The sequence below is a fragment of the Pseudoalteromonas sp. MB41 genome (assembly GCF_020966275.1).
In the GTDB taxonomy this organism is placed as follows: domain Bacteria; phylum Pseudomonadota; class Gammaproteobacteria; order Enterobacterales; family Alteromonadaceae; genus Pseudoalteromonas; species Pseudoalteromonas lipolytica.
In genome coordinates this window covers 166090-191542 of record NZ_JAJJZF010000002.1, presented here as the reverse complement: position 1 = coordinate 191542, position 25453 = coordinate 166090, and the positions used below count along the sequence as shown (strand labels likewise).

Genomic DNA, 25453 nt, shown 5'->3' with positions numbered 1-25453 from the left:
AACAAGTAGTGTACGTCTACTTTAAACTACACATGAACAACAAAAATGAACAAACACCTCGGCAGAAACAACAAACAAAGAGTAGAAAATTTTCTACTCCTTTATGTTATTCGTAGTCTGAAGCGTAAGTATCTTCGTAAGAGTGAGAGTAAAACTCAAATAGGTTGCCAAATGGGTCTTCTAGGTAAACCATTTGCGCTTGCTTTAGTTCATCTTCAGGGTGATAACGGTGGATATCCATGCGAACTCTGCCACCATACTCTTCAACACGTTTAATTGCTGTTTCAAACTGCTCCTTTGGCAACTGTAAACAGAAATGGAAGATACCAAGGCGCGAGAAATCAACGTTGTGGCACTCTTCGCGGTCAACCATTTCGAACAGCTCAACACCGATACCATCAGTAGTTACTAAGTGAGCAATATTAAAACTTTTGAAGCCTTCACCGAATACCGCAATACACATGCGACCGATTGCTGATTTTCGCTCTTCTATAACTCTGGTGTTATTCATTACAATTCTAAGGCCTAGCGCTTTAGTGTAGAACTCAACCGCTTTGTCCATATCGCCAACCATAATACCCACATGATTCATTTTCATAATTTTCTCCTAGATATTGCTGAAATATAAAACCTAATTAATGAGTAAATTATATGAACGCTTATTGATAAAATGAAATTATCGATTATTATGAAAATGATAATTTAAAGTTATGAAGTGATGGTATGCTAAATCCTGTTTGGTTAGAAACGTTTATAACGCTTGTTGATGTTGGGCACTTTACACAAACCGCCGAAAAACTTTATATGACTCAACCGGGAGTTAGCCAGCACATCAACAAACTCGAAGAGGCGTGTGGATGTAAGTTAATTAAAAGAGAGAAGAAGTCATTTTCAATTACTGAGCAAGGTCGGTTGGTTTACAACCATGCGAAAGCGTTAATAAGGAATGAAAAGTTTCTCTTTGAGCAACTAAGCTTTGATGACCCTGTATCAGGAGAATGCACCTTAGCATGCTCTGGCTCAGTGGCGTTACTACTTTACCCAAGGTTATTACCACTTCAAAATCAACATCCCAACATTCACATTAATATTAAAGCAGCCCCTAATCATCAAATTTTGGCTGATATCAAAAACGGACATATTGACCAAGGAATTGTGACTAATATACCCAATGAAAGTTTCTTTGATTTTGAAGAGCTTGGCAAAGAAGAGCTGTGTTTGATTTTGCCCCAAAAAGCTAATGTTAATAATAGCTGGGAGCTATTATTTTCAGAGTTAGGGCTAATCAATCATCCAGATGCCGAACATTATTTGTCTTTGTATTTTAAGCAATCATTAGAACAAGAATTAACACAACTAGATGTTAGCAAAATTCCTGTTGTCGGTTCAATTAACCAAATTAGCCAAATCTTAGAACCAATCGCTCAAGGCATTGGCTTTACCGTATTACCCAAAAGTGCCGTTGACAGTTTTTATCTCCCTAAACGTTTAAAGGTTTTCAAACCTAAACAACCAGTAATAGAAAGTTTATATTTGGTCTGTAAAAAAAACAGAGTATTACCTGCTCGTTATAATACCTTTAATTCAATCATTCGGCAGACATGGGCTTAGGTTCGCTATTCACTCAAAGCCAACCTATAGAGCATTTACTCAGTGGTTTTTGGACAAAAACGTTTCAGCCAGAATAGTTGAAACGAAGATGGACATTTTCGTGTCAGTGACATCACTAAATTAGTAACGTACGGATTACTAAAAGTATGGAAAATCACTCAATCTAATGTGTAGCTCTGGTGATAAGGAAGAGCTACATGAACTCATTATTATCAATTTTAAGGTTACTTTTGATAAACTCGATAAATGATGAAATTCGCAGAGATGTTGCTGAGTTTTTATAGTAAATGGCATGAATAGGTTGCTCTATTCTGAGAGAAGAATCCTTGAACAGCTCTACCAAACTGCCATTTTTCCTATCTCTATATGTCATAAAATCAGATAAGCATGCGATGCCTGCTCCACTTAACGCTAAATGTCGAATTACCTCACCATTATCTGCTTGCAAGTTACTCGTTGCTTTAAAAACCTTATCGTTTTCATTCATGAGTGGCCAATTTTTCAAAATCTCAGGCTTACTAAATCCCAATAGCCTATGGCTGGATAGTTCATCAATACAACTTGGCGCACCAAATTTCTCTAGATACTCAGGGCTAGCAACAATGCGTATTCTGCTGCTACCAATAAATACAGCTCTCAATGTTGAATCTTTAAGTTGACCAATACGGATAGCAATATCCGTTTGTTTTCCGACTAAATCAATATTCTCTTCACTTGTATTCAGTTCGATTTCAACGTCAGGGTACAGCGTTTGGTAATGGGTAATACAAGGTGCAAGTCCGTGAATTGCGAAGGGCGTTGCTGCATTAATTCGTAAAAGACCTGAAGGCTTATCTTTTTGGACTCTTAATTGATCCTCTGCGAAATCAACTTCTTCGAGTATTTTTCGAACTCTTTTTAGGTAAATTCTTCCTTCTGACGTAACACTTAACCTACGAGTAGTACGACTCAATAACGTAGTTTCTAGTTTTGTTTCCAGTCTTGAGATAGTTCTGCTCACTGCAGCTGGTGTAATAGAAAGAATTTCTGACGCCCCTCGTACCGTTCCTGTATCTACAACAGCGACTAGTGCCTTCATCTCATCCAAAGTCGATTTCATTCGTTACCTTTTGTAAATTAAAAATTGATTAATATTAACTTTAATGAATCAGTCCTGCCAAGTAAAGTTAGTACTCACAGCAATAACATAAAAACTTTGGAGACGTTATGACAGTACCTTCATTTGGTGTAGGCACTTTTCGCTTAGAGGGCGAGGTGGTAAAAAGTTCAGTATTAAACGCATTAGAAGTTGGCTATCGCGCGATTGATACTGCTCAAATCTATGGTAATGAAGCGAGCATTGGAGAAGCATTAGTGGATTCTGGCATACCTAGAGAAGAGTTGTACATCACAACCAAAATCTGGGTAGACAATATGTCTAAGGCTGAACTCATCCCAAGCCTCAAGGAAAGTCTAGAGAAACTGAAAATGGACTATGTGGATCTAACACTAATTCACTGGCCTGGTGAGAGTGAAAATATCGAAGAGTATATGCAGGCTCTGCTAGAGGCAAAATCCCTTGGGCTAACTAAAGAAATTGGGGTGTCAAATTTCAATATTGAGTTGTTACACAAAGCCTTCGATGCAGTAGGCAAAGAAAATATTGCTACAAACCAAATTGAGCTAAGTCCATACTTGCAAAACCAGAAATTAGTCTCATATATGCGAGAAAACGGTATACAAGTAACCTCTTACATGACATTAGCCTATGGTGAAGTTTTAAAGGAATCTTTGATTATTGATATTGCAGCTAAGTACAAAGCAACACCAGCGCAAGTAGTGTTGGCGTGGGCATTAGCCAAGGAATTTGCCGTGATCCCATCGTCAACCAAACGCGAAAATCTCATCAGCAACCTGCAAGCAAAGCAACTCGGATTGACGATTGAAGACATTGATTTGATCGATGGTCTTGAACGCAATGGGCGTCAAGTGAGCCCTGATGGTCTTGCTCCAGAATGGGATGATTAAAATGAGTAATGTATTAATTATCAACGGCGGTAAAAAGTTTGCTCACTCTGAAGGAACACTTAATCGTAGGTTGGTAGAACTAGCACATGGATGTTTAATCGAGTTAAACCATGATGTCAAAGTTACTGAAGTCGATAGTGGCTACGATATAGAAACTGAAATTGAAAAATGGTTATGGGCAGATGTCGTAATCCACCAAAATCCTGCATGGTGGATGGGAGCCCCTTGGATTGTGAAAAAGTATATTGATGACGTGTTTACCCTTGGTCATGGTCGTTTGTATCAAAGCGATGGGAGAACAAGAAGTGATAGCGACAAAAAATATGGTTCTGGTGGGTTGCTTCAAGGCAAAAAGTATATGCTTTCGGTTACATGGAATGCCCCACAAGATTCGTTTACTGATCCTTCTCAGTTTTTTGAAGGGGTAGGTGTTGACGGTGTGTACTTGCCATTTCATAAAGCTCATCAGTTTTTGGGCATGTCTCCTTTGGGCACCTTTATGTGTAACGATGTCATTAAAAACCCTCAGGTAGAAAACGACTTTGATAGGTATAAAGCACACTTGAAAGAAGTGTTTTCAAGTTAATCTAGAACAATACAGTCACCTCTTGGCTGCACCTGATTGTACAGGATTACAATCTATCCATCCTCTTATATACAGAGAGGATGGGGGTTAAGCATGAGATAATCTGTACACATTACTCGATGTATTGGTGATAGTAAAAGTAGGTCAAACTTCAAACCATACTCTGAGGTAAAGCGCAGTCGAAACACATAAAGGGGCATTATAGTGTTAGAAAATTTACCGCGCCTATTTGTTACAGCTATCAAAACCAATAAAAAAAGAGTAAAGCTTTCACTTTACTCTTTTTCATATATATCAATAATCTTGTTAGCTCGTAGCTCGTAGCTCGTAGCTCGTAGCTCGTAGCTCGTAGCTCGTAGCTCGTAGCTCGTAGCTCGTAGCTCGTAGCTCGTAGCTCGTAGCTCGTAGCTCGTAGCTCGTAGCTCGTAGCTCGTAGCTCGTAGCTCGTAGCTCGTAGCTCGTAGCTTATTTCAACCTAATTGAAGTGGCTTCAATATCAATCAAACCTTGTTTAAACAAACCGCCGATGGCTTTTTTGTAGTTTGCTTTACTGGTCGAAAAGGTTTTTCTAATTGCTTCTGGGTCAGATTTATCACCTAGGTGTAAAATACCGCCTTCGGCTTTTAATTTATCTAGAATTTTTTCGCTAAGGTCGTTTACTTTACCCATGCCTGGTTTTTCGAGTAGTACGTCAATCTTTCCATCTTCACGTACTTTTTGAATGTAACCAGTTAAGCGTTGGCCAACGAATAACTTTTTGAATACTGTGTTGTAATACACCACACCAATGTGTGCTTCGTTAACCAGTACTTTGTAACCTAGGTCTGTTTTGCCCGCAACGATTAACTCAACTTCTTCCATTGGTGCATAGTTAGGCTCATCTTTTGATAAAAACTTATTAAAGTTACTTGATGCACAAATACGCTGACTGGCGTTATCTAGGTATAAGCGTACTAAATACGAGAAGCCTTCTTTCATTTTTGGCTTTTGTTCGTTGTATGGTGCAAGCACATCTTTCTCTAAGCCCCAGTCCATAAATGCACCGGTGTTGTTAATTGCTTTGACGCGCAATAGGGCGTATTCGCCAACTTGAGCAAGTGGCTTTTTAGTGGTACCAGTCGGGTGGCCAGCATGATCAAGGTAAATGAATACTTGAACACTGTCGCCAGCTTCAATTTCGTATTCAATTTCTTTGCTAGGTAAAAACACTTCACCTAAATCGCGGCCATCTAAATAGGCGCCTTCGTTTGATATTTCGTTAACGAATAATGTTTGGGTAGTTCCAAGAATGCTCATTATTATTCCTGTTCTGGTTTTTTCTTACGACGCATAGGTGAAAAACCATCCACATCAATAGGGGGTTTAACTGGCGCTTTTGGTTTTTTAGGAGCGGCTTTACGTTTAGGTTTCACTGGTTTTGCAGATATTTTTTCTTCTGCTTTTTTCCAAACAGTATCCGCTTTTTTCTCGCGTAGGCCTTTAAATTTACCTACTAAGCCCTCGACGGTGAAAAAGCTAAGTTCATCATTTAAGAATGCTTTAATTGCTTTATAGCTAGGCCAGTCTTTTGGACCGACAAGCGATATTGCAGTGCCTTTAAAACCGGCGCGTCCTGTACGACCAATACGGTGAACGTATTCTTCGGCATGTTTAGGTAAATCAAAGTTAATGACGTGAGTAACACTTAATAAATCAAGACCACGTGATGCGACGTCGGTGGTAATTAGTATTTTAAAATTCTCACGACTGAAAGCGTCCATGATCTCCAAACGTTTTGTTTGCGTTAAATCGCCAGCAAGCGCTTGCGCTTTAAAGCCTTTATCATTTAGCCATTGGCTTAAACGTTGGGTGTCGGCTCGGGTTGCAGTAAAGATAATGCACTGACCAACATCGTCTTGTTTTACAAAGTGCTCAAGTAGGGCTTCTTTGTGATCAAGGTGATCCGCTAAATAAAGCTTTTGCGTTATGTCGCTGTGCTGCTCGTTAGAGGCACTTAATAAAATTTGTTTTGGTGAACGTAATAAGTTACGTGATAGAGCATCTACCTGTGCATGATCTAGCGTCGCCGAAAACAATAAAGTTTGACGTAGACGATGATCGGCAAGTTCGTTGATCATTTTAACTTGCTCGGTAAAGCCTAAATCTAAAATACGGTCAGCTTCATCGAAAATGAGTAATTCAAGGCCCGAAAGCTGCAATGAGCGTTGCCCTAAATGGTCAGCAAGACGACCCGGTGTGCCCACAACAAAATGAGGGTCTTTACGAAGCGCTTTTATTTGGTCGTTAAAGTTTTCACCACCTAAAATTTTCACCGCGCTTATATTTGTGCCAGCAATTAGTAGCCTAAGTTGGCTATACACTTGAGTAGCCAGCTCGCGAGTAGGGGCCACTATTAAAACGCGAGGATCTCGTTTACTGAGTGCTTTTTGTTTCATTACGCGCTGTACAGCAGGTAATAAGAACGCCAGCGTTTTGCCCGACCCTGTTTTTGACTGTGCAAAAATGTCATGGCCCGCGATAGCTGTTGGTACCGCGTGAGCTTGAATATCGGTGGGCTGGGTGATGCCTTGATGCGCAAGTTGTTTTTCGAGGCGTGTATCAATCCCAAGTTCAGTAAAATGCAATGCTTAATCTCCGATGAGCAAAATTAGTAAATCGTGTTTATTATAACGTACTTGCCATAGTTGGAGACAGTAAAAACACAGCTATTTCGTTAGAGTTTTTGCAATTAGCGTTAATTCGCGTAAAATACGCGCCCTCAATGCGCCGGATTTGCGATTCGGTTAACGCCAATTATGGCATTTAAAGCAAAAGGTAACCTATGACTGCTGTACATAAAGACAATGTAACCAGCGAACACTTCGTTGTGTGCGCACTCTACAAATTTGTAGCCCTTCCAGATTTTGAAGCAATTCGCCAACCATTACTCAATGTGATGGAAGAAAATGAAGTACGCGGTACCTTGTTATTAGCGGCTGAAGGTATTAACGGTACGGTGTCTGCAAAGCGAGAAGGTATCGACAATCTACTTGCATGGTTAGATACACAACCAAACCTAGACAACATTGTGACTAAAGAGTCATACGACGATGAATGTCCGTTTTACCGCACTAAGGTTAAACTGAAAAAAGAAATCGTAACCATGGGTGTTGAAGGTATCGACCCGCGTGAAGTAGTGGGTACATACGTAAAACCGGCTGACTGGAATGCATTAATTTCAGACCCTGAAGTGATCTTAATCGATACGCGTAACGATTACGAAATCGAAATTGGTACTTTCCAAAACGCGGTCGATCCACGAACTAAAACGTTCCGTGAATTCCCTGCGTGGGCTAAAGAAAACCTTGACCCTGAAAAGCACAAAAAAGTGGCTATGTTCTGTACGGGTGGTATCCGTTGTGAAAAATCAACGGCGTATATGAAAGAACAAGGTTTCGACGAAGTTTTCCATTTAGAAGGCGGTATTCTTAAGTACTTAGAAGAAGTACCAAAAGAAGAAACCATGTGGGAAGGTGAATGTTTTGTATTTGATAACCGTGTAGCGGTTAATCACGACTTACAAAAAGGTTCATACGACCAATGTCATGCGTGCCGTATGCCTATCACAGAAGACGAAAAGTTAAAGCCAGAATACATGGAAGGTGTATCGTGCCATCACTGTCACGACAGCCTAACAGAAGAGCAGCGTGCTCGTTTTGCTGAGCGTCAAAAGCAAATCGAATTAGCACAAGCTCGTGGCGAAGGCCACATTGGCAACGAAGCTCAAGAAGTACTTCGTAAACGTAAAGAAGCTAAAAAAGCGCAAAAAGAAGCACAGCGCCAACAATAAGTTTCCACTTCTGAAGCATAATATACAAGCCTCAGCATAGTCTGGGGCTTTTTTATGACCTAAACATTATCTGCCACTCATACAGCTAATTATACCATTCCGCAAAAATACTTAATCATTTTGAGTGATTAAACCAGTCGCTACCTGCGTTAAAAATTTCTGATTTAGAACAACTAAATAACTAAATTTTTGCCTTGTTATCAACGCGGTTTTATTGCCTCAAAATAGACCACTTAATTAAGCGTAATGGTATTAATGTCAGTAAGTGGCTAAATGTCACCGTGATAACACACCCCATTTAACGACTAAATAGGTGCACTGTTTTACATCGCTTTCGATAGGATTTATTACCTTGAAGCAGAGCACTTGAATATAAGCACAGGTATTATTAATTTCGCCTCATCATTTTGTTTATTAAACGAAGTCTTGTTTTTATTGATCACAAAGCTGTTACACTTCGTAACAATTAAAACGATTCTTATTTAGGTGAACTTTTGACAATTGGCAAATTATATTCATGGACCTTAATCGCCTGTATTTCCTGCATATCTGTTGCACAGGCGGCCAATGTGGTTGTTGAACCCGTTACAACTGAAAAAGCAAAACAGCAAATTAAAGCCGTTGGAAACGCAGAAGCGATTCATTCAGTTACGTTGTACCCCGCAGTGGGTGACAGAGTGACCGCAGTGTATTTTAAACCGGGCGATAATGTGTCAAAAGGTGATTTATTACTCGAACTAGACTCACGCAGACAACAAGCCGCCCTTAAAGAAGCTGAAATTACCTTAAAAGATGCCGAGCGCACCATGAAAAGGCTTGAAGAGAGTCATGCCCGAGGTGCTGTTCCGCAAAGCGATTTAGATGATGCTAAAACCCTTTATGAACTAGCAAAAGTAAAGTTAATGCACGCTAAAACTGAACGTGAAGATCGTGAGATCCGGGCGCCTTTCAGCGGCGTAATGGGCCTTACCGATGTAGAAGTTGGGGACAGGATCACCGCACAAACTGCAATAGCGACCATCGATGACATTTCTCAGCTGTATATTAATTTTAATGCGCCTGAGGCCGCAATTTCTGTGCTTAAGCAGAAGTCTGAGGTAGAGGTTATTCCATGGTTAGGTGATAAAGTGTATACCGCAACAGTGGCTGAGTTAGACTCACGTATCAATGCACAAACACGCACGATAAGAACCAAAGCCAAACTAGATAACAATGAAAAGCAGTTTATGCCAGGCATGAGCTTTCGCGTGCACATTAATATTCGAGGCGATGAATATGCTGTAGTCCCAGAAGCAGCCATGATGTGGGGTGCCGCAGGTCCGTATGTATGGAAAAGTGTCGATAAAAAAGCAACCCGTGTTGATGTAAAAATTGAGCAGCGTTTAGCAGGGCGATTGCTCGTATCAGGGGGTTTAAATAAAGGCGATTTGTTAGTGACAGAGGGGGTACAACGATTACGCCCTAACCAAGAGCTGACATTTGCTAACGACGTTAAGCTTGCCAAGGAGTAATGATGAAGCAACAACCAATGATGGAAGACTTGCCGTCAATGGCAATTCGCCGGCCTGTTTTAATAGTGGTGTTGAACTTATTGATCATTATTGCGGGTATTGCTGCGATTGCTGGCGTAGAAGTACGAGAGCTTCCAGATGTAGACAGGCCACGCATTACGGTATCAGCGTCGTTTCCGGGTGGTTCACCTGAAACAGTTGATACCGAAGTAACAAGTAAACTTGAAGGTGCAGTCGCACGTGTAAGTGGGGTAAAGTCGATTCGCGCGCAAAGTGAAGAAAACAACGCACGTATCGTGGTCGAATTTCGCCCGGGTGTTAACTTAGATGATGCTGCAAACGAAACGCGTGAATCGGTTGCACGGGTACAACGCGAACTTCCCGAAGAAGTTGAACGGGTATCAATTATTAAGGCCGATAACGACGCTGAGGCGGTTGTGTCACTAACTGTTTCGAGTGATACATTATCTCTTGAAGCACTGACCGAACGCGTTGATGTAGACTTAGCCCCGCAATTTTTAACCATTCCCGGTGTGGCTGATGTACGTTTAAATGGTGACCGTGAACGAGTTTTAAGGGTTAGAATCGATCCCCTTAAATTAAGCAGCTTTAATCTCACTGTGCCCGACATTGCTAATGTATTACGCCAAGCGCCGTTTGATGTTCCGGCAGGGAGTTTAAAGTCGAGCGATCAACAAGTCATTGTCCGTGCTGATGCCACTTCAATTTCAGCAGAACAAGTCGCAGATATTATTGTTCGTGATGACACGCGTATCGGCGATGTCGCCGCCGTGTATTTTGGCCCTGCAGATCCTCGTTCGTTCGTAAGATTAAATGGCACACCTGTTATTGGCATGGAGATTATTCGTCAAGCCCAGTCGAACACCATTGAAATTTCAGATGAAGTATTAACACTGATTGAAAAAATGCGTGTGCGATTCCCCGAAATGGAATTTACACTCACCTCCGACGACGCACAGTTTATTCGCAGCTCAGTAGACGAAGTAATCAACTCGTTGTTACTCACTGTGTTGTTAGTTGTTATAACGCTGTGGGTGTTTATCGGCTCTTGGCGCGCAACACTGGTGCCTGCTTTTGCGATTCCCGTTGCTTTAATTGGATCGCTCGCGCTGATATGGGCGTTGGGTTTCTCAATCAACATATTAACGTTACTGGCCTTAGTATTAGCGACAGGTTTAATTGTTGATGATGCGATTGTGGTGAGTGAAAATATTCAACGTCAACGCGGTCTAGGACTTGGGCGGCGAGCCGCAGCGGTAATTGGTACCCGCGAAGTATTTTTTGCGGTGGTGGCCACCACGGCTGTATTGGCCGCAGTATTTGTACCTATTGCGTTTTTACCATCAACAGCGGGGCGGTTGTTTCGTGAATTTGGTGGAGTGCTCGCGGGCGCAGTGATTATCTCTAGTTTTGTCGCATTGTCTCTAGTCCCTGCATTAACCTCTAAACTTAAATTAAAGCAAGGGGGATTTCATCCATTTGCAAAACTTGGGCATGGCTTAGCGGCTGTTTATAAACGCACGATTCATGGTGTATTAGACCATGCATGGATTACATTTTTTGTGTGCTTAATTGTCGCTGCGGGCTCAGGTGCACTGTATATGAACCTTGATAACGAGTTACTTCCCACAGAAGACAGAGGCAAAATTAGAATTTTTGCACGTGGCCCCGATGGTGTCGGCCTTAACTTTATGGATAGGCAAGCCGTGCAAATGGAAGATATATTACTGCCTTTTGTAGAAAGTGGCGAAATTGAGTCAATATATACCGTTGTTGGGCAATGGGATCCCAATATTGTATTCATTACCGTGCCTTTAAAGCATTGGGATGAGCGTCACTTTAGTCAGCAAGAAATCATTAATAAAATACGTGGACCGCTGGGTAATATTCCTGGTGCAGCTGGTTACCCTGGTGGTTCAAACAGTCTAAATTTGCGTGGTCAAGGGGGTGGCATTGAGCTGGCGCTGCTTGGCCAAGATTACTTAGAAATATTTAAAGCAGCACAGGCATTCTCAGCTGAAATAGAAAACGCAATTCCAGAGGTTGCGCCAGTGAGAATTTCGTACCAACCGTCGCAGCCACAGTTACGGGTTAATATAGACAGACGCCGTGCAGAGGAGCTTGGTGTGTCTTTAAGTGATATTTCAATCACGTTAAGAGCGGCGATAAATGGTGATGATATTGCTGATTTAAACATTGGTGATCAATCAATTCCTATTATGTTGCAGGCACAAAATCAAACCATTACTAATCCAAATGATCTGGCCAACTTATACGTTGGGGCGCGAGATGGTCAGCTTGTGCCGCTCAGCAGTGTTGCAACGATTACTGAAGAAGGCGTGGCAGCTGAGCTTGAGCGCCACGCACAGCGTCGTGCAATTGAGCTAAGTATGGAACTACCCGAAAATGTCACTATCGCTGAATTGGTCACCAAAATTCGTGACATCTCTGAGACTAACTTACCGAATGGTATTAGCCTTGCCTTTAAAGGCGAAGCACTTACATTTGAAGAAACAGCTAATGAAGTATTGTTAACCTATGTATTGGCTTTTTTAATTGTTTTACTCGTACTCGCGGCACAATTTGAAAGCGTAAACAGTGCGATTGTGGTTATGATCACGGTGCCTTTTGGTATCACGTCGGCTATTTTGGCTCTGTATTTAACGGGTACGTCTTTAAATATTTACTCGCAGATAGGCTTAGTTATGCTGATTGGCTTAATTGCTAAAAATGCGATACTGCTGGTGGAGTTTGCTGACCAATTACGTGACCAAGGTCGCTCAGTAAGGGTCGCTGTTGAAGAAGCTGCGTTAGTTCGTTTACGCCCGATTGCTATGACGTTGGTATCTACCTTACTGGGTGCGTTGCCGCTCATTTTGTCGACAGGGGCCGGTGCCGAAGCGCGTAATGCCATTGGATGGGTGGTGTTTGGTGGTTTAGCCTTAGCGGTATTATTCACGCTTTATTTAACCCCCGTTATTTACCTTGGTTTAGCACGTTTTATCAAACCTCGTGGTGATGAGTCTAAACACCTTGCCGATGAGTTAGAAAACGCTTAATCGACCTTAATTGGCTATTTTTCTTTGAAAAAATAGCCAATTACCTCCACAATCAATAAAAACACCCAATCTAGGTATGCGTATGCAAGCCGAACACATCGATATTGCACAATTTTTAAGTGATCATGCTCCATTTGATGACTTACCAGAAGAGGCAATAAATAAATTAGCGTCGCAAATTGAAATTGCTTATTTTCGTGCTGGCACCGAGATATTAAATTACGGTGACGACATAGCCGATTTATATGTTATTCGTACCGGTGCCGTGGAAATGTATCGCCGTGATGGTGAATTATATAACCGCTTAACCGTAGGGGGCATATTTGGCCAAATGGGTTTGCTAATGAATCGTAAAGTACGTTTTCCGGCAAAAGCACTCGAAGACACACTTGTTTATTGTATTAATGTGGAGTTGTTTAACCAGTATTGCGACGAGTACGAACCATTTGCAGATTTCTTTGAGGCTGATGGTAATGTACGTTTGCACCAAGCTATCGTCGAGCAAGCCGATAGCAATGATTTAACTACCGCAAAAGTAAAGTCATTACTGCACAGAGATGTGGTCACGGTCGCAAAAGATGCAACAGTTCAGTTTGTCGCGCAGTTGATGACACAAGAGTCGGTGTCGTCAGTATTGGTTACTGATGCCGATAAACCCATTAGCGATGACCCTGATGATGATGATGGCCAAGTTGTTGGCATCATAACTGACCGCGATTTACGTTCCAGTGTTATTGCACAAGGATTAAGTTACGAAGCACATGCTCAGCAAATAATGCAGACTGATCTTGTATTACTCGATAGCAACGCCTACGTGTTTGAAGCCGTACTAGCGATGCTCCGAGATAATATTCATCACTTACCCGTTGTTATTAAGAAAAAACCCATTGGGGTTATTTCGTTATCAGATATTTTGCGCTATGAATCGCAAAGTAGTTTATTACTGGTGCGTGGCATTCTTGCTCAGCAATCAGTTGAAGACTTAGCTTATTATGCGCGCCAGCTGCCTAATGTATTTGTGCGGATGGTTAATGAAGATGCTAATTCTCATATGATTGGCACTGCCATGGCAGTGATAGGGCGAACATTCAAACAGCGTCTACTCGATTTAGCCGAAGAAAAGTTTGGTCCGCCTCCTGTGCCTTATTGCTTCATTGCACTGGGGTCAATGGCAAGGGATGAGCAATTAATCGTTACAGATCAAGACAACGCCATTATTCTAGACAATAGTTTTGATGAATCATTACACGACGCGTATTTTCAAAAACTTGCTGACTTTGTCTGTGATGGCTTGGCTGAGTGTGGTTATAAGTACTGCGATGGTGAAATTATGGCGTCATTTAAAAAATGGCGTTTAACGCGGGAACAGTGGCAAGAACAATTTGCTAGTTGGATAGCAGAGCCAAAACCACAAGCATTATTGCACAGTTCAATATTTTTTGATCTTGATGGTGTTTACGGCAAAACCAAATGGGCAGAGGAACTAAAACGGTTTATTGCTAAAGAAGGGCGCAGCAATAAGCGTTTCTTAGCGAATATGGCAGCTAACGCACGTAATAGAACGCCTCCACTGGGCTTTTTTAAAGACTTTGTATTAGAGCATAATGGTCAACATAAACGCTCAATGAACTTAAAACGTCGTGGCACAGCCCCTTTGTCTGATGTAATCCGTGTGCATGCTTTAGCGATAGGCAGCCGTAAGCAAAACTCATTTGAACGACTTGAAGATATAATTGATGCCAAGTTATTACCAGAAGGAAAAGCGCAAGACTTACGAGATGCCCTTGAATATATCGCCATGATCCGTATTCGTCATCAGGCTTGGCAAATAGAAAAGCTAGATGAAGCGCCCGACAACGATTTAGAGCCACATTTGCTATCGCCTTTTGAACAGCGAAATTTAAAAGAAGCGTTTGCGATTTTAGATAAAGCACAGAACTTCTTAAAATTCCGTTATTCAGCTAATTCAGGTGTGAAGTAATGACCTCTAATAGCGCAAAACAAAACTGGCCTGCGCGTTATAAAGCGCTATCAGCGACGAGTCGTCATCCTTGTATACAACATTTTTATCAAAGTGCGGTAAACGACCTTAATTTACCGATTAGTGAAGTACCACTGGTTGCGTTAGATTTTGAGACGACCGGTCTAAATTTTGATAAAGACGATATTGTTAGTGTGGGGTTAGTGCCTTTTACATCAAAACGGATTTATTGCAAAGACAGTGCACATTGGCTTGTTCAACCAAGGCAAAAGCTCGATGAAGAGTCCATAGTCATTCATGGCATTACACACTCCGAATTAACTGGCGCGCCTGACTTCTCGTCGATAATTGAGCCGTTATTAGCCGCATTAGCTGGTAAAGTGATTGTTGTGCATTTTGCGCCTATTGAACGCCACTTCCTGTATCAAGCGTTAAACGCACGATTAGGTGAAGGTTTAGAGTTTGCAGTAATAGACACCTTAGAACTTGAAAGAAGAGCGCTTAAAGCGAAACAGGGATTACTTGGTCGGTTATTTAACTCCAAACTTGGCTCGGTAAGATTAGCTGACTCACGAACTCGTTATTCGTTACCTGCATATCAAAATCATAACGCCTTAACGGATGCAATCGCAACCGCTGAGCTTTTGCAGGCACAATTAGCGTATCATTATCGACCAGACACGCCATTACGAGAGTTACTAATTTAACTAAAGTAATAATTCCCATAATAAAAAAACGCCGCAATTGCGGCGTTTTTTAATACCATATTATCTAGCGAGTTCTTGGCTCTGTTCTAAGCCCAAGCACTAAACTCACACACATAAGCAACAGCACGAATGTAAAAGGTAAGCCTGTTGATACTGCACCAGCTTGTAACGCCTCTATGGCTTGTGTTCCACCAATCCATACTAATGCAGCCGCAATTGCGCCTTCAATGGTTGCCCAGAAAATGCGCTGTGGTACAGGTGCATCAACCTTACCGCCTGCGGTAATCGAATCGATAACTAATGAGCCAGAATCAGATGACGTGATAAAGAACACTAACACCAGCACAATAGCAATGAACGACAGCACTTGAGACATAGGTAATGCTTCAAACATTTGGAACATAGCCAGTGGTACATCGGTTAGGCCTTTTTCACCTAGTACACCGACTTTATCAACCACTTGTTCAATTGCGATACCACCATAAATTGACATCCAGAAGATAGTAACAACAGTAGGGACAAGTAATACGGCAATTAAGAACTCGCGAATTGTACGTCCTTCAGATACGCGCGCAATGAACATACCTACAAACGGTGACCATGAAATCCACCAAGCCCAGTAGAATACAGTCCAGCCGTGCATCCATGTTTCGTCTTCACGGCCATGTGGGTTACTTAGTGGAATAATGTTTTCGACATAACCCATCACCGTATTCGGGATATTACCAAAGGCTGCAGCAAAACCAACAATAGCAACAAATACAAGCAGTACAAAGGCAATCACCATATTGATATTACTTAGCAGTTTAACACCACCATCAATACCACGTATGACCGAAATCACCGCAAGCAAGGTAACGCCAGTAATAACGCCAATTTGCAAACCGATGCCCGCGTCAGTCCCAAATACATGATTAATACCGGCAGAGGCCTGCTGAGCGCCTAAACCAAGCGAAGTGGCAAGGCCAAATAAGGTCGCAAGCACAGCCAGAATATCAATAAGGTGGCCAGGCCATCCCCATGCTTTATCGCCTAAGATAGGGTAGAAAATTGAGCGAATAGATAAAGGTAAACCTTTGTTATAACAAAAGAACGCTAGTGATAGTGAAACGACTGCATAAATAGCCCACGGGTGAAGGCCCCAGTGAAACATGGTTGCACCCATAGCCATTTTTGCGGCTTCAGGGGTATTTGCTTCAACACCGAGTGGTGTTTCATACCAACCAGTGTAGTAAGCAACCGGTTCAGCAACGCCCCAAAACATTAACCCAATCCCCATACCGGCCGCAAATAACATGGCAAGCCATGAAATACGCGAGTGAGTAGGGCGAGCTTCATTTCCGCCTAAACGAATATTACCGTAGGGTGAAATGATTAATGCAAAGCAAAACAATACGAATAAGTTTGCTGACCACATAAAAAAACCATCAAAATTATTAATAATGTCGTTTTTGATACCGTTAAGGGTTGCTTTTGCAATTTCGGGGTCTGAAATAAGTGTTGCAATTAAAAAGATTGCAATTAAACCTGCACTAATGCCAAAAACAGGGTTGTGAACATCGAACCCCCATTTTTGTACATTGTCTTGGCCGACAGTGTAATCCGTATTGTCGATGCTGTACTTGTCATGATGTTCGCTCATGAATACCTCTTGTTGTAATTTTATCTAGCAGAAAGCTAAATGGCCGGTTGGAACACGTTTGCCCAAAGAATATTTTTACGCAATAAACGTGAAAATAGTTTGAAGACAAATCAATTTAGTACCAAATAGTAGTCTTTAGTGTAGGAGTTAGAGGGAAAATGTAAATGCTTTAGGCGCTAAATAGCCGAATAAAATCAATTTTCTCAGTTTTTTGATGGGTTTTTAAACAAAGTTAAGAAGAAAGTAAAAAAGTTTAATGACAGTATTGTTTCAGAACGAACAGATTAATACTAAAGAAGCTGCAAGCTTATGACTTGCAGCTCTCGCTACTATTTTTTATAAGCGTCGTTGTGAACGCCAGCAGCACGACCCGAAGGATCCGCATTATTTTGGAATGATTCATCCCAAGCAAGCGCTTCAGGTGTTGAACATGCAACAGATTTCCCGTGAGGAACACACTTTGCTGATGCATCTCCAGGGAAATGATCCTCAAAAATACAGCGATAAAAATACGCTTCTTTTGAATCCGGTGTATTAATAGGGTATTTGTATTTTGCATTGGCAAGTTCTTGATCGCTAACTTGCATGCTCACATACTCTTTAAGGGTATCTATCCAGTTATAACCTACACCATCAGAAAACTGCTCTTTTTGGCGCCATAATACGTCATCAGGTAAGTAACCATCGAATGCTTCGCGAATGATGTGTTTTTCAATTTTACCGTCTTTGCACATTTTGGCTTCTGGGTTAATGCGCATTGCAATATCGACAAACTCTTTATCTAAGAACGGTACGCGAGCTTCAACACCCCATGCCGCCATTGATTTATTCGCCCGCAAGCAATCAAACATATTAAGTTTAGAGACTTTACGATTTAGCTCTTCATGAAACTCTTGTGCGTTAGGGGCCTTGTGGAAATACAAGTAGCCACCAAATAATTCATCAGCTCCCTCGCCAGAAAGCACCATTTTAATGCCCATTGCCTTAATTTGACGTGCCATTAAGTACATGGGGGTTGATGCACGGATGGTTGTTACGTCATACGTTTCAATGTGGTAAATGACTTCACGCAGTGCATCAATACCTTCTTGAATGGTAAAGTGAATAGGGTGGTGAACAGTGCCTATCATATCGGCTACTTTTTGCGCTGCCGCTAAATCTGGCGAGCCCTCAAGCCCAACCGAAAAAGAGTGAAGTTTAGGCCACCACGCGTCTGACTCGTCGTTGTCTTCAATACGTTTTGCTGCAAAGCGTTGCGTAATTGCAGAGATAACAGACGAATCTAACCCACCAGAAAGTAATACACCATAGGGCACATCGCACATTAATTGACGTTTAACGGCTGCTTCTAAACCGTTTTTAACATCACTCACTTTTGCATCATTGTTTTTTACCGCGTCATAGCTTTGCCAATCACGTGAATAATAACGACGTAGCTGACCGTCTTTGCTCCATAAAAAATGCCCCGGTGGAAACTCTTCAATATGTTTACAAATTGGCGATAGTGCTTTTAATTCTGACGCAACATAAAAGTTGCCATGTTCGTCATGACCTGTGTAAAGCGGAATAATACCAATGTGGTCTCTACCGATTAGGTAGGCATCTTGCTCTTCATCGTATAAACAAAAAGCAAAAATACCATTTAAATCATCTAAAAACTCAGGCCCCTTTTGTTTGTACAGGGCTAATATAACCTCACAATCAGATTGAGTTTGAAAGGTAAAATCGGTTTCTAAATTTGCCGCTAGTTCTTTATGGTTATAGATTTCACCATTGACAGCGAGAATATGTGTACGCTCTGGATTATAAAGCGGCTGTGCACCACTTGACACACCAACAATGGCAAGTCGTTCATGAACTAAAATTGCTTTCTCTGATGAATACACGCCAGACCAATCGGGTCCGCGGTGCCTTAATAGTTTTGACATCTCAATTGCTTGGCTTCGCAATTGGGCAGGATCAGATTTAATATCTAATACCCCAAAAATTGAACACATAGTGACTCCTCATTCCAATTATGTGCGCAGTTAACAATAATTTTAAAACTGCGAATCTTTGTTTTAACAGAAATAATTACCTAAGTCACACAGGTTTTTTAATTATTTAAGAATAATCTATGCACCGAAAACACAGGCTTTGCACCAGATTGATCCAAAAGCTTTGTATGAACAATCGTGAACGAATTATTTTTAGTAAAAATGAAGAAATTTGATGAAATAAGCGACGTAAAAATTATTTTTGCTGCACCAATTTGGCGCAGCAAAAACAATTTATATCACTGTAAACATTGTCTCGAAAAGTAAATACACTCTTGTATAGACAACTTGGTTTAGGGGTTAGTCATTTATTAAACGCCAAACGAGTTTAAACACAGGGCATTTAGACTGTTAACTTTTGGCATTTTTGTACTTTAAAGCAATTGCAAGTTGATTTAGATGAGCAACGAGCTTTTGCTGGGCTAAATGAGCTTGCTCAAGACTAACAAACTCAAAGTGTAAGAAGTCACCGGGTTTAAGCTGAGCAAAATGACGCAAGTCAGCCTCAATAACAGTACCAATTATTGGATATCCACCCGTTGCTTGCGCGTCATTCAGTAAAACAATGGGTTCACCATTGGGCGGTAATTGAATACTTCCGGGCATAACTGCCATTGAGGGCAGCGACAATGAATGCGCTAATTTACACTCATCGCTTAATAATTGAGCGCCCATTCTGTTACTGCTAGGCGAAATATGCCATGAATGCTCTGTAAACTTTTCACATGTATTATCAGGTAATATTGAGGCATGCGGACCGGCAAGAATACGAATATGTGTACTCTTTGGCGGTAACATGGCACCTAATCCGATTTTAGTTGCATACTTAGGCGTTATATCGAAACGATCACCCGCCTTTAAAGCATGACCATGCAAGCCACCAAAGCCTGCTGCAATATCGGTTGAGTAAGAGTCTAAAATAGCCGTTGGTAAATGCCAGTCACCACCAATAGCTAAATAGTTTCGAAACCCATGTCGGGCTGCGTTTAGCTTTAGTATATCGCCTTTTTTTATATAAAAACTCCAGCCCGGTTGAACAGCATTACCATTCACAGAGGCTTTCATGTCGGTGCCATGTAAGGCGATGTAATAGTCGTTATCAAACTGTATTTCGGCAAGCCCAAGCGTGATCTCAATCACGGGATGGTTATCGGGGTTGCCAACAAGACGATTAGTGATAATTTGTGCATAAGGGTCAACACACCCTGATTGAGCAATGCCTAAATGGCGAGAACCTACGCGGCCTTGATCTTGTATAGACATTTGCATGCCGGGCTTGAGTATGGTGATCATTTTAGCACCTCCTGAATAACAAACTCTAACGTATCGCCCGGTGCAATTGCACACGGTGTCTGTGCATTTATATCAAACAGTTTGAAATCTGTATGACCTATTATTTGCCAACCACCTGGAGAGTCTTCGGGGTAGACGCCAGTTTGCTCACCGCCTATAGCAACCGCGCCTTTAGGGACATGAATGCGTGGTTTGTCGTGGCGCGGCGTGTATAACTGGGGGTTTAAGCCTGCTAGGTATGCAAATCCGGGTTGAAAGCCCAAAAACAAAACATGATACGTTGCACTGCTGTGCATTTGAGCCACGTCGTCTGCGGTTAAATTATGGTATTTAGCAACCGCTGAAATATCGGGGCCATAATCGCCACCATACACCGTCGCGAGCTTATGATGTGTAGAGGTAAAATCATTGCTTTTAATCTCATGCCAGTGACTAAGTAATGAAGATTGCCACTTAGCTAGTAAAGATGACTCTTTTAAGTAAAGGGTGAGGTTATTATTCGCAGGCACCACATCAATAAAGTCCCCTGAATTTCGACAAAGTTGCGCGAGTGCCCAAATCTTTTTTTGTGTTTCAAGCACATCTTGCCCTGACTGATATACATCGAAAAAAATGCAATGCGTAGTCAGTGCTGTGATCTGTGGTCGTTGAGTAGAAGCCATTGTATGTCACACTTTTTATTATTTGTTGATGATAATTAGCATATAGGCCCAGTGGTGATAATGTAAATGAGTCTTTCGCGTTAATTAAAAACTCAACACTGCCAAGCCGTTATAAAATAATGATAACAGCTTGGCAGAGAGTAAAGGAAAAGGCTACTTATTGTTGTTTAGTAACCAGTTAGACAGTAAGCGTACACCGTAGCCAGTACCGCCTTCAGCGAGTTCATCTTTTGCTTTATTGTTAAGTGCGTTACCCGCGATATCGATGTGTACCCAACGAGTGTCACCCGCAAAGTTTTGTAAAAAACTTGCCGCTGTTGTTGCACCAGGACCGTGAGAACCAATATTTTTTAAGTCTGCAATGTCAGATTTTAACGCATCGTCGTAGCCCAGCGGTAAGCGCCAAAGATTTTCGTTTACTTGCTTACCAGCCAGTGTTAATTGCTCAATTAATTGATCGTCTTTTGAGAATACGGCGGCGTATTCGTTGCCAACAGCCCCAATTTTTGAGCCAGTGAGCGTTGCAACATCAATCATAATAGAGGGTTTGAACTTATCGCGTGCATACCACATAGCGTCACTTAATACTAAGCGTCCTTCTGCGTCTGTATTTACAATCTCAACGCTTAAACCTTCAGCTGTGCGAACAACGTCACCCGGTGCAACAGCAAATTGTGAAACCATGTTTGCTGCCATCCCCATGACCGCAACAACATTGGTGTCGGCTTTAGCTAACGCCATTGCTTTTACAGTGCCTAGTACGGCTGCAGCACCCGCCATATCTGATTTCATACGTGCAATTGAAGCGCCAGTTTTAAGGCTATAACCGCCAGAATCAAAGGTAATACCTTTACCTACTAACGCGATAGGTGTGTTTTTATTACCTTGATAATGGGCAACAACAAGGCGTGAACCTTCTTCACTACCACGGCCAACCGCTTCGAGCGCACCCATACCCAGCTTTTTAATTTGTTTAGGTTCTAGAACCGTGATTTTAACACCTAACTTTTTAAGCTCTTTTGCGGCTTTAGCAAAGTCAGCTGGAGTCATCTCTGTCGCTACTTCACTGGTTAAGTCGCGTGCTAAAAATACACCCTGTTCAATATGTTGTAGTAAAGTGTGGTTTTTGACCGCTTGGTCTATATTTTCGACATCGACAGTGTAATTAACTACATGGGGGTCTTTTTCTTTTTTGTATTCTTCAAAACGGTGGTCACGTAGGTTAGCACCATGAGCAAACTCGGCCGCATATTTGGCGTTTGTGTCTGTTTCTTTCAACACCGAAAAATCAAGACTAACCGAAGCTTGTTTCGCACTGTGAAGCTTAGCGTGAACATTACCTCCTAACTTTGCCATTTTTGCAGCATTGAGTTCTGCTTGCTCACCAAGCCCAACAAGTAAAATACGTTGATGTTCACTGTTGTTTGGAGCAATGACTTCTAATGTTTTTCCGTACTTGGCTTTAAAGTCTGCAAAGTTAACCACTTTATCTAAGTGGGCTTGCGTTTCAGCGCTTAGGTAATTGAAATCAGAAACACCTGTTTTTGAATCAAAAAACAGCACTAATGTGTTGTCAGTTGGTTTAATAGATTGTGCGAAAGTGAACTCTGCTGCATTCACTTGCGTAGCAAGTGTTATACCCAATGCGAGAGCGGTTAGGCTATGTGCAATTCTCATTATTATATCCCAATGTAAAAAGGTGCTTTTTACCTTAAATATACAAAAGAGTTAAATTGTTAGCGGTGAATCACAGCTTAGACGCGTTTAAGGTGAAATGATTTATTAAACTCGCCGGTCTTTTAAATATACAGGCTTTAATGAGGAAATTAGTATGACAATTAAGTCAATGTTACTGATATTACTGACCAGTAGTGCCATGATGACTGCAAGTAAAGTGTATTCACAAGACACCATGCAAAACGCCACGCAGCATATTGAAACTATTGTACTTGGCTCTGGCTGCTTTTGGGGGGCTGAAAAACGCTTCGAAGCACTGGATGGGGTAATTGATGCTGTATCAGGCTATGCAGATGGTGAGGGATTTAAAGCAACGTATAAAAATATTACCCGTCAATCACGTCGTTTCGACGACAATAACTATGCTGAAGTGGTAAAAGTCACTTATAACAGCAATGAAATAACCACAGAAAGCCTCCTTAAGCACTATTTTGAGAATCACGATCCTACGCAGCTTAATCGCCAAGGTAATGATGTTGGTACACAGTACCGTTCTACAATTCTTACCAGCAACGAACAGCAGCAACAAACAGCCATTGAATTAAAACAGACGTACCAAGTAAAGTTAACGGCCGCAGGCTACGGAACAATTGTCACAAAAATTAAGCCGCTCAAGAAATTTTACGCAGCAGAAAATTATCACCAAGATTATTTAAAGAAAAACCCGAATGGGTATTGTCCTGATCATTCAACAGGCGTGGTATTTGATTCAACCAACAAACCCAACGTTGATAATAGTGCCTTACTGACAAATAAACAGATTGTGGTTATTGATGCGAAAGGGTATTGCCCATACTGTGAAAAGTTCAAAAAAGAAGTTGCCAATAACTACCAAGGTACTATTCCCATGACCTTTCGTTATGCCGATGAACTCGATGGGCTGACAATTAAGACCCCAACTTGGGCAACGCCAACTTTATTGTTTATAGAAAATGGTGAAGAAGTGTATGGCCGTCAAGGGTATGTAAGTAAAGATGAATTTTACAAAGCGCTCGGTGCGTTTAAGTTGGGTGACAGTGAGGCGTTTAGGGTTGCATTTCATGCTCGTACCGACAGTCCATATTGTAAGCAATATGATATTTTTAAAAATACGCCAGAGGGGGTTTTTATTGATAAACTCAGTGGTGCCCCATTATTTAATACCCGAGATCGCTTTAATTCTGGTACAGGTTGGTTATCGTTTACCCAAGCCGTTAAAGGCAGCGTCACCATGCACGAAGATAACAGTTATGGTATGCAGCGTATTGAATTAAAATCGAAAAGTTCAGGGATCCACCTAGGCCATTTATTCCCAGGTGAAGGCCCACAAGGCAAAGATAGGTATTGTATTAATGCAACAGTGCTTGAATTTGTTCCAGCAGAGTAAAATATCGATATGCTATTAGTTCAAAGTCATTTTTTAGCCTAAGCTTGTGTGTATGCCCAAAAGTGACGTTTGAAATGTGAAAATAAATCTAATAAGTGGTTTGAGTGCTGTTGTAGTAATAAGCTTATTTTCGTTGCAGTTATTATGCGCAGAAAGAGCCTCGTATGTAGTTGGCGTAGAGAACATTGAATATCTACCTTATTACGAAGGGAGCGATAACAATAACTCACGGTTCACTGGATACAGCGCACAGTTATTAAAATTATTCGGTCGTAAATACGACTATAATATAGTGTTTTACCCAACGCCTCTAAACCGCCTTTATAAAGATTTTATTACGCAAAGTTACCTTGATTTTAAATACCCAGATAACCCGCAATGGCAAAAAAGTTTTAAAGATATCTACACAAAAACCAAGCAAATAGTCTATTCAAAGCCTTTTCTAACAACTGTAACCGGTATTGCGAGTCTTAATCCTGATACACAATTATCTGATTGCACCCGGTTTGGTAAAGTGCGTGGTTTCACCTCACAACGTTTTAAAGCATATTTTGAAAAAGAGGGAATTGCCGTTATCGAAACTGCTGATACAACGGAGCTTATTTCTTTGCTTTTATTGAACCGAATAAATTGTATTTATATCTCGCGGGATGTTCTTAACTATAAATTACGGGAAAAGTTAAATGTAACGACCGATGTCTACTTCCATGAATTGCTCGGTGTAGATGTACAAGACTTTCATGTATCGACGATTAATCATCCAGAGATTATTACTCAGTTTAACCAATTTTTAGCTACGTATAGTGAAGAAATTCAAGAACTGAAAGAGAAATTTAGTATCGGCCAATAGGGGGTTACAGTTTGCTTATTGGTTTATCATGTAAATCAGGCGCGAAAAAAAGCCCGGTCAGAACACACAAGAACCGGGCTTTCGACAACAATTTGGTGGGGTAACTTTACAACGCTAAGTTTTGCTTTGCGCGAGTTAAGTTATGATTTACAAGTTCGTTTTTAGAAATTTGAACTGCTTCATAAAAATCAGAAAGAGCTGCAGTATCGTTTTCTGACATGATGCGTGCAACACCACGATTACTTAATGCAAACGAAGTTAATTCGCGACGTTTGTATCCTGGTACTTTACTTGTACTAAGAAGTGAAATTGCCTCGGTACACAGGCTTTCAGCTTCTGAAAAATTCTTTTCTTTTACGCTCAATGCACAACGGTTGAAAGCATTTTCGTATGTGCTGTTTACGTCGTTTGAAGAGTGAGCTTGCTCGATAACCATCAGTTTATAATCAGCTTGGTTGGCTACTGCCATCGCTGAGCAAGTTAATAAAGAGCTAAGTGCAATAGTGGTTACAAGTGTTTTAAACATGATAGATTTCCTTTGGTTAAGTTGGTGTT

The 25453-nt window shown here is 41.3% G+C and carries 20 protein-coding genes; 10 read left to right on the top strand and 10 right to left on the bottom strand.

Going from position 1 to position 25453, the window contains the following annotated elements:
* Positions 1 to 106: 106 nt before the first annotated feature.
* Positions 107 to 598 carry a VOC family protein gene (locus tag LPA49_RS04495; protein WP_036968563.1) on the bottom strand — a complete coding sequence of 164 codons (492 nt, stop codon included), beginning with the start codon at positions 596 to 598 and terminating at the stop codon, positions 107 to 109.
* A 125-nt stretch (positions 599 to 723) separates the two neighbouring features.
* Here LPA49_RS04495 and LPA49_RS04490 point away from each other — a divergent pair, with 125 nt between their 5' ends.
* Complete coding sequence (locus LPA49_RS04490) at positions 724 to 1611, top strand: LysR family transcriptional regulator (protein WP_065979892.1); 888 nt, start codon at positions 724 to 726, stop codon at positions 1609 to 1611.
* Between the two features lie 193 nt (positions 1612 to 1804).
* On the opposite strand, the gene LPA49_RS04485 is transcribed toward LPA49_RS04490, so the two are convergent.
* A complete protein-coding gene (locus LPA49_RS04485; RefSeq protein ID WP_065979893.1) occupies positions 1805 to 2710 on the bottom strand; it encodes a LysR family transcriptional regulator in 906 nt (301 codons plus the stop codon).
* A 107-nt stretch (positions 2711 to 2817) separates the two neighbouring features.
* On the opposite strand from LPA49_RS04485, the gene dkgB reads away from it, so the two are divergent.
* Together dkgB and LPA49_RS04475 are read left to right on the top strand one after the other, a co-directional pair.
* Positions 2818 to 3618 carry a 2,5-didehydrogluconate reductase DkgB gene (gene dkgB / locus LPA49_RS04480; protein ID WP_074988246.1) on the top strand — a complete coding sequence of 267 codons (801 nt, stop codon included), beginning with the start codon at positions 2818 to 2820 and terminating at the stop codon, positions 3616 to 3618.
* A 1-nt stretch (position 3619) separates the two neighbouring features.
* The gene (locus LPA49_RS04475; protein WP_065979895.1) at positions 3620 to 4204 is read left to right on the top strand and encodes an NAD(P)H-dependent oxidoreductase; all 585 of its coding nucleotides are present in this window, start codon (positions 3620 to 3622) and stop codon (positions 4202 to 4204) included.
* Between the two features lie 465 nt (positions 4205 to 4669).
* On the opposite strand, the gene LPA49_RS04470 is transcribed toward LPA49_RS04475, so the two are convergent.
* Positions 4670 to 5500, bottom strand: coding sequence for a S1 RNA-binding domain-containing protein (locus tag LPA49_RS04470; protein ID WP_036968547.1), 831 nt, complete (start codon positions 5498 to 5500; stop codon positions 4670 to 4672).
* 2 nt (positions 5501 to 5502) lie between these two features.
* On the bottom strand, positions 5503 to 6828 hold the full coding sequence (locus tag LPA49_RS04465) for a DEAD/DEAH box helicase (RefSeq protein WP_065979896.1): 1326 nt from the start codon (positions 6826 to 6828) through the stop codon (positions 5503 to 5505).
* A 197-nt stretch (positions 6829 to 7025) separates the two neighbouring features.
* On the opposite strand from LPA49_RS04465, the gene LPA49_RS04460 reads away from it, so the two are divergent.
* The 5 genes from LPA49_RS04460 to LPA49_RS04440 all read left to right on the top strand — a co-directional run bounded on the left by LPA49_RS04460 (position 7026) and on the right by LPA49_RS04440 (position 15312).
* Entirely contained in the window at positions 7026 to 8033 is a 1008-nt protein-coding gene (locus LPA49_RS04460) for a rhodanese-related sulfurtransferase (protein ID WP_118844238.1), read from the top strand.
* A 494-nt stretch (positions 8034 to 8527) separates the two neighbouring features.
* Entirely contained in the window at positions 8528 to 9544 is a 1017-nt protein-coding gene (locus LPA49_RS04455) for an efflux RND transporter periplasmic adaptor subunit (RefSeq protein ID WP_036968538.1), read from the top strand.
* A gap of 2 nt (positions 9545 to 9546) precedes the next feature.
* On the top strand, positions 9547 to 12624 hold the full coding sequence (locus tag LPA49_RS04450) for an efflux RND transporter permease subunit (RefSeq protein WP_230235883.1): 3078 nt from the start codon (positions 9547 to 9549) through the stop codon (positions 12622 to 12624).
* 82 nt (positions 12625 to 12706) lie between these two features.
* Positions 12707 to 14605 carry a DUF294 nucleotidyltransferase-like domain-containing protein gene (locus LPA49_RS04445; protein ID WP_036968532.1) on the top strand — a complete coding sequence of 633 codons (1899 nt, stop codon included), beginning with the start codon at positions 12707 to 12709 and terminating at the stop codon, positions 14603 to 14605.
* Entirely contained in the window at positions 14605 to 15312 is a 708-nt protein-coding gene (locus LPA49_RS04440) for a 3'-5' exonuclease (RefSeq protein WP_230235744.1), read from the top strand. Before LPA49_RS04445 ends, LPA49_RS04440 begins: the two co-directional genes overlap by 1 nt.
* A gap of 64 nt (positions 15313 to 15376) precedes the next feature.
* Here LPA49_RS04440 and LPA49_RS04435 read toward each other — a convergent pair whose 3' ends face one another.
* The 5 genes from LPA49_RS04435 to LPA49_RS04415 all read right to left on the bottom strand — a co-directional run bounded on the left by LPA49_RS04435 (position 15377) and on the right by LPA49_RS04415 (position 22622).
* Positions 15377 to 16954 carry a BCCT family transporter gene (locus tag LPA49_RS04435; protein WP_065979899.1) on the bottom strand — a complete coding sequence of 526 codons (1578 nt, stop codon included), beginning with the start codon at positions 16952 to 16954 and terminating at the stop codon, positions 15377 to 15379.
* A 329-nt stretch (positions 16955 to 17283) separates the two neighbouring features.
* Positions 17284 to 18951 carry an asparagine synthase B gene (gene asnB, locus LPA49_RS04430; protein ID WP_230235736.1) on the bottom strand — a complete coding sequence of 556 codons (1668 nt, stop codon included), beginning with the start codon at positions 18949 to 18951 and terminating at the stop codon, positions 17284 to 17286.
* 390 nt (positions 18952 to 19341) lie between these two features.
* Positions 19342 to 20283 (bottom strand): biotin-dependent carboxyltransferase family protein, encoded by a 942-nt coding sequence (locus LPA49_RS04425; protein ID WP_230235734.1) that lies wholly within the window; start codon positions 20281 to 20283, stop codon positions 19342 to 19344.
* On the bottom strand, positions 20280 to 20945 hold the full coding sequence (gene pxpB, locus LPA49_RS04420) for a 5-oxoprolinase subunit PxpB (RefSeq protein ID WP_230235732.1): 666 nt from the start codon (positions 20943 to 20945) through the stop codon (positions 20280 to 20282). Before pxpB ends, LPA49_RS04425 begins: the two co-directional genes overlap by 4 nt.
* 153 nt (positions 20946 to 21098) lie before the next feature.
* A complete protein-coding gene (locus tag LPA49_RS04415) occupies positions 21099 to 22622 on the bottom strand; it encodes a leucyl aminopeptidase (protein ID WP_230235715.1) in 1524 nt (507 codons plus the stop codon).
* A gap of 199 nt (positions 22623 to 22821) precedes the next feature.
* Between LPA49_RS04415 and msrA the strand changes: the two genes are divergently transcribed.
* Together msrA and LPA49_RS04405 are read left to right on the top strand one after the other, a co-directional pair.
* On the top strand, positions 22822 to 24048 hold the full coding sequence (msrA, locus tag LPA49_RS04410) for a peptide-methionine (S)-S-oxide reductase MsrA (protein ID WP_230235880.1): 1227 nt from the start codon (positions 22822 to 22824) through the stop codon (positions 24046 to 24048).
* 76 nt (positions 24049 to 24124) lie between these two features.
* The gene (locus LPA49_RS04405) at positions 24125 to 24898 is read left to right on the top strand and encodes an ABC transporter substrate-binding protein (protein ID WP_230235706.1); all 774 of its coding nucleotides are present in this window, start codon (positions 24125 to 24127) and stop codon (positions 24896 to 24898) included.
* Between the two features lie 106 nt (positions 24899 to 25004).
* Here LPA49_RS04405 and LPA49_RS04400 read toward each other — a convergent pair whose 3' ends face one another.
* Positions 25005 to 25424, bottom strand: a complete 420-nt coding sequence (locus LPA49_RS04400) for a hypothetical protein (protein WP_036968511.1) — start codon at positions 25422 to 25424, stop codon at positions 25005 to 25007.
* Between the last annotated feature and the right edge of the window lie 29 nt (positions 25425 to 25453).

What these genes read in the sequence shown, in the direction of transcription:
- LPA49_RS04495 (WP_036968563.1), bottom strand. Translation starts at nt 598, where the DNA reads ATGAAAATGAATCATGTGGGTATTATGGTTGGCGATATGGACAAAGCG.
- LPA49_RS04490 (WP_065979892.1), top strand. Translation starts at nt 724, where the DNA reads ATGCTAAATCCTGTTTGGTTAGAAACGTTTATAACGCTTGTTGATGTT.
- LPA49_RS04485 (WP_065979893.1), bottom strand. Translation starts at nt 2,710, where the DNA reads ATGAAATCGACTTTGGATGAGATGAAGGCACTAGTCGCTGTTGTAGAT.
- dkgB (WP_074988246.1), top strand. Translation starts at nt 2,818, where the DNA reads ATGACAGTACCTTCATTTGGTGTAGGCACTTTTCGCTTAGAGGGCGAG.
- LPA49_RS04475 (WP_065979895.1), top strand. Translation starts at nt 3,620, where the DNA reads ATGAGTAATGTATTAATTATCAACGGCGGTAAAAAGTTTGCTCACTCT.
- LPA49_RS04470 (WP_036968547.1), bottom strand. Translation starts at nt 5,500, where the DNA reads ATGAGCATTCTTGGAACTACCCAAACATTATTCGTTAACGAAATATCA.
- LPA49_RS04460 (WP_118844238.1), top strand. Translation starts at nt 7,026, where the DNA reads ATGACTGCTGTACATAAAGACAATGTAACCAGCGAACACTTCGTTGTG.
- LPA49_RS04450 (WP_230235883.1), top strand. Translation starts at nt 9,547, where the DNA reads ATGAAGCAACAACCAATGATGGAAGACTTGCCGTCAATGGCAATTCGC.
- LPA49_RS04445 (WP_036968532.1), top strand. Translation starts at nt 12,707, where the DNA reads ATGCAAGCCGAACACATCGATATTGCACAATTTTTAAGTGATCATGCT.
- LPA49_RS04440 (WP_230235744.1), top strand. Translation starts at nt 14,605, where the DNA reads ATGACCTCTAATAGCGCAAAACAAAACTGGCCTGCGCGTTATAAAGCG.
- LPA49_RS04435 (WP_065979899.1), bottom strand. Translation starts at nt 16,954, where the DNA reads ATGAGCGAACATCATGACAAGTACAGCATCGACAATACGGATTACACT.
- asnB (WP_230235736.1), bottom strand. Translation starts at nt 18,951, where the DNA reads ATGTGTTCAATTTTTGGGGTATTAGATATTAAATCTGATCCTGCCCAA.
- LPA49_RS04425 (WP_230235734.1), bottom strand. Translation starts at nt 20,283, where the DNA reads ATGATCACCATACTCAAGCCCGGCATGCAAATGTCTATACAAGATCAA.
- pxpB (WP_230235732.1), bottom strand. Translation starts at nt 20,945, where the DNA reads ATGGCTTCTACTCAACGACCACAGATCACAGCACTGACTACGCATTGC.
- LPA49_RS04415 (WP_230235715.1), bottom strand. Translation starts at nt 22,622, where the DNA reads ATGAGAATTGCACATAGCCTAACCGCTCTCGCATTGGGTATAACACTT.
- msrA (WP_230235880.1), top strand. Translation starts at nt 22,822, where the DNA reads ATGATGACTGCAAGTAAAGTGTATTCACAAGACACCATGCAAAACGCC.
- LPA49_RS04400 (WP_036968511.1), bottom strand. Translation starts at nt 25,424, where the DNA reads ATGTTTAAAACACTTGTAACCACTATTGCACTTAGCTCTTTATTAACT.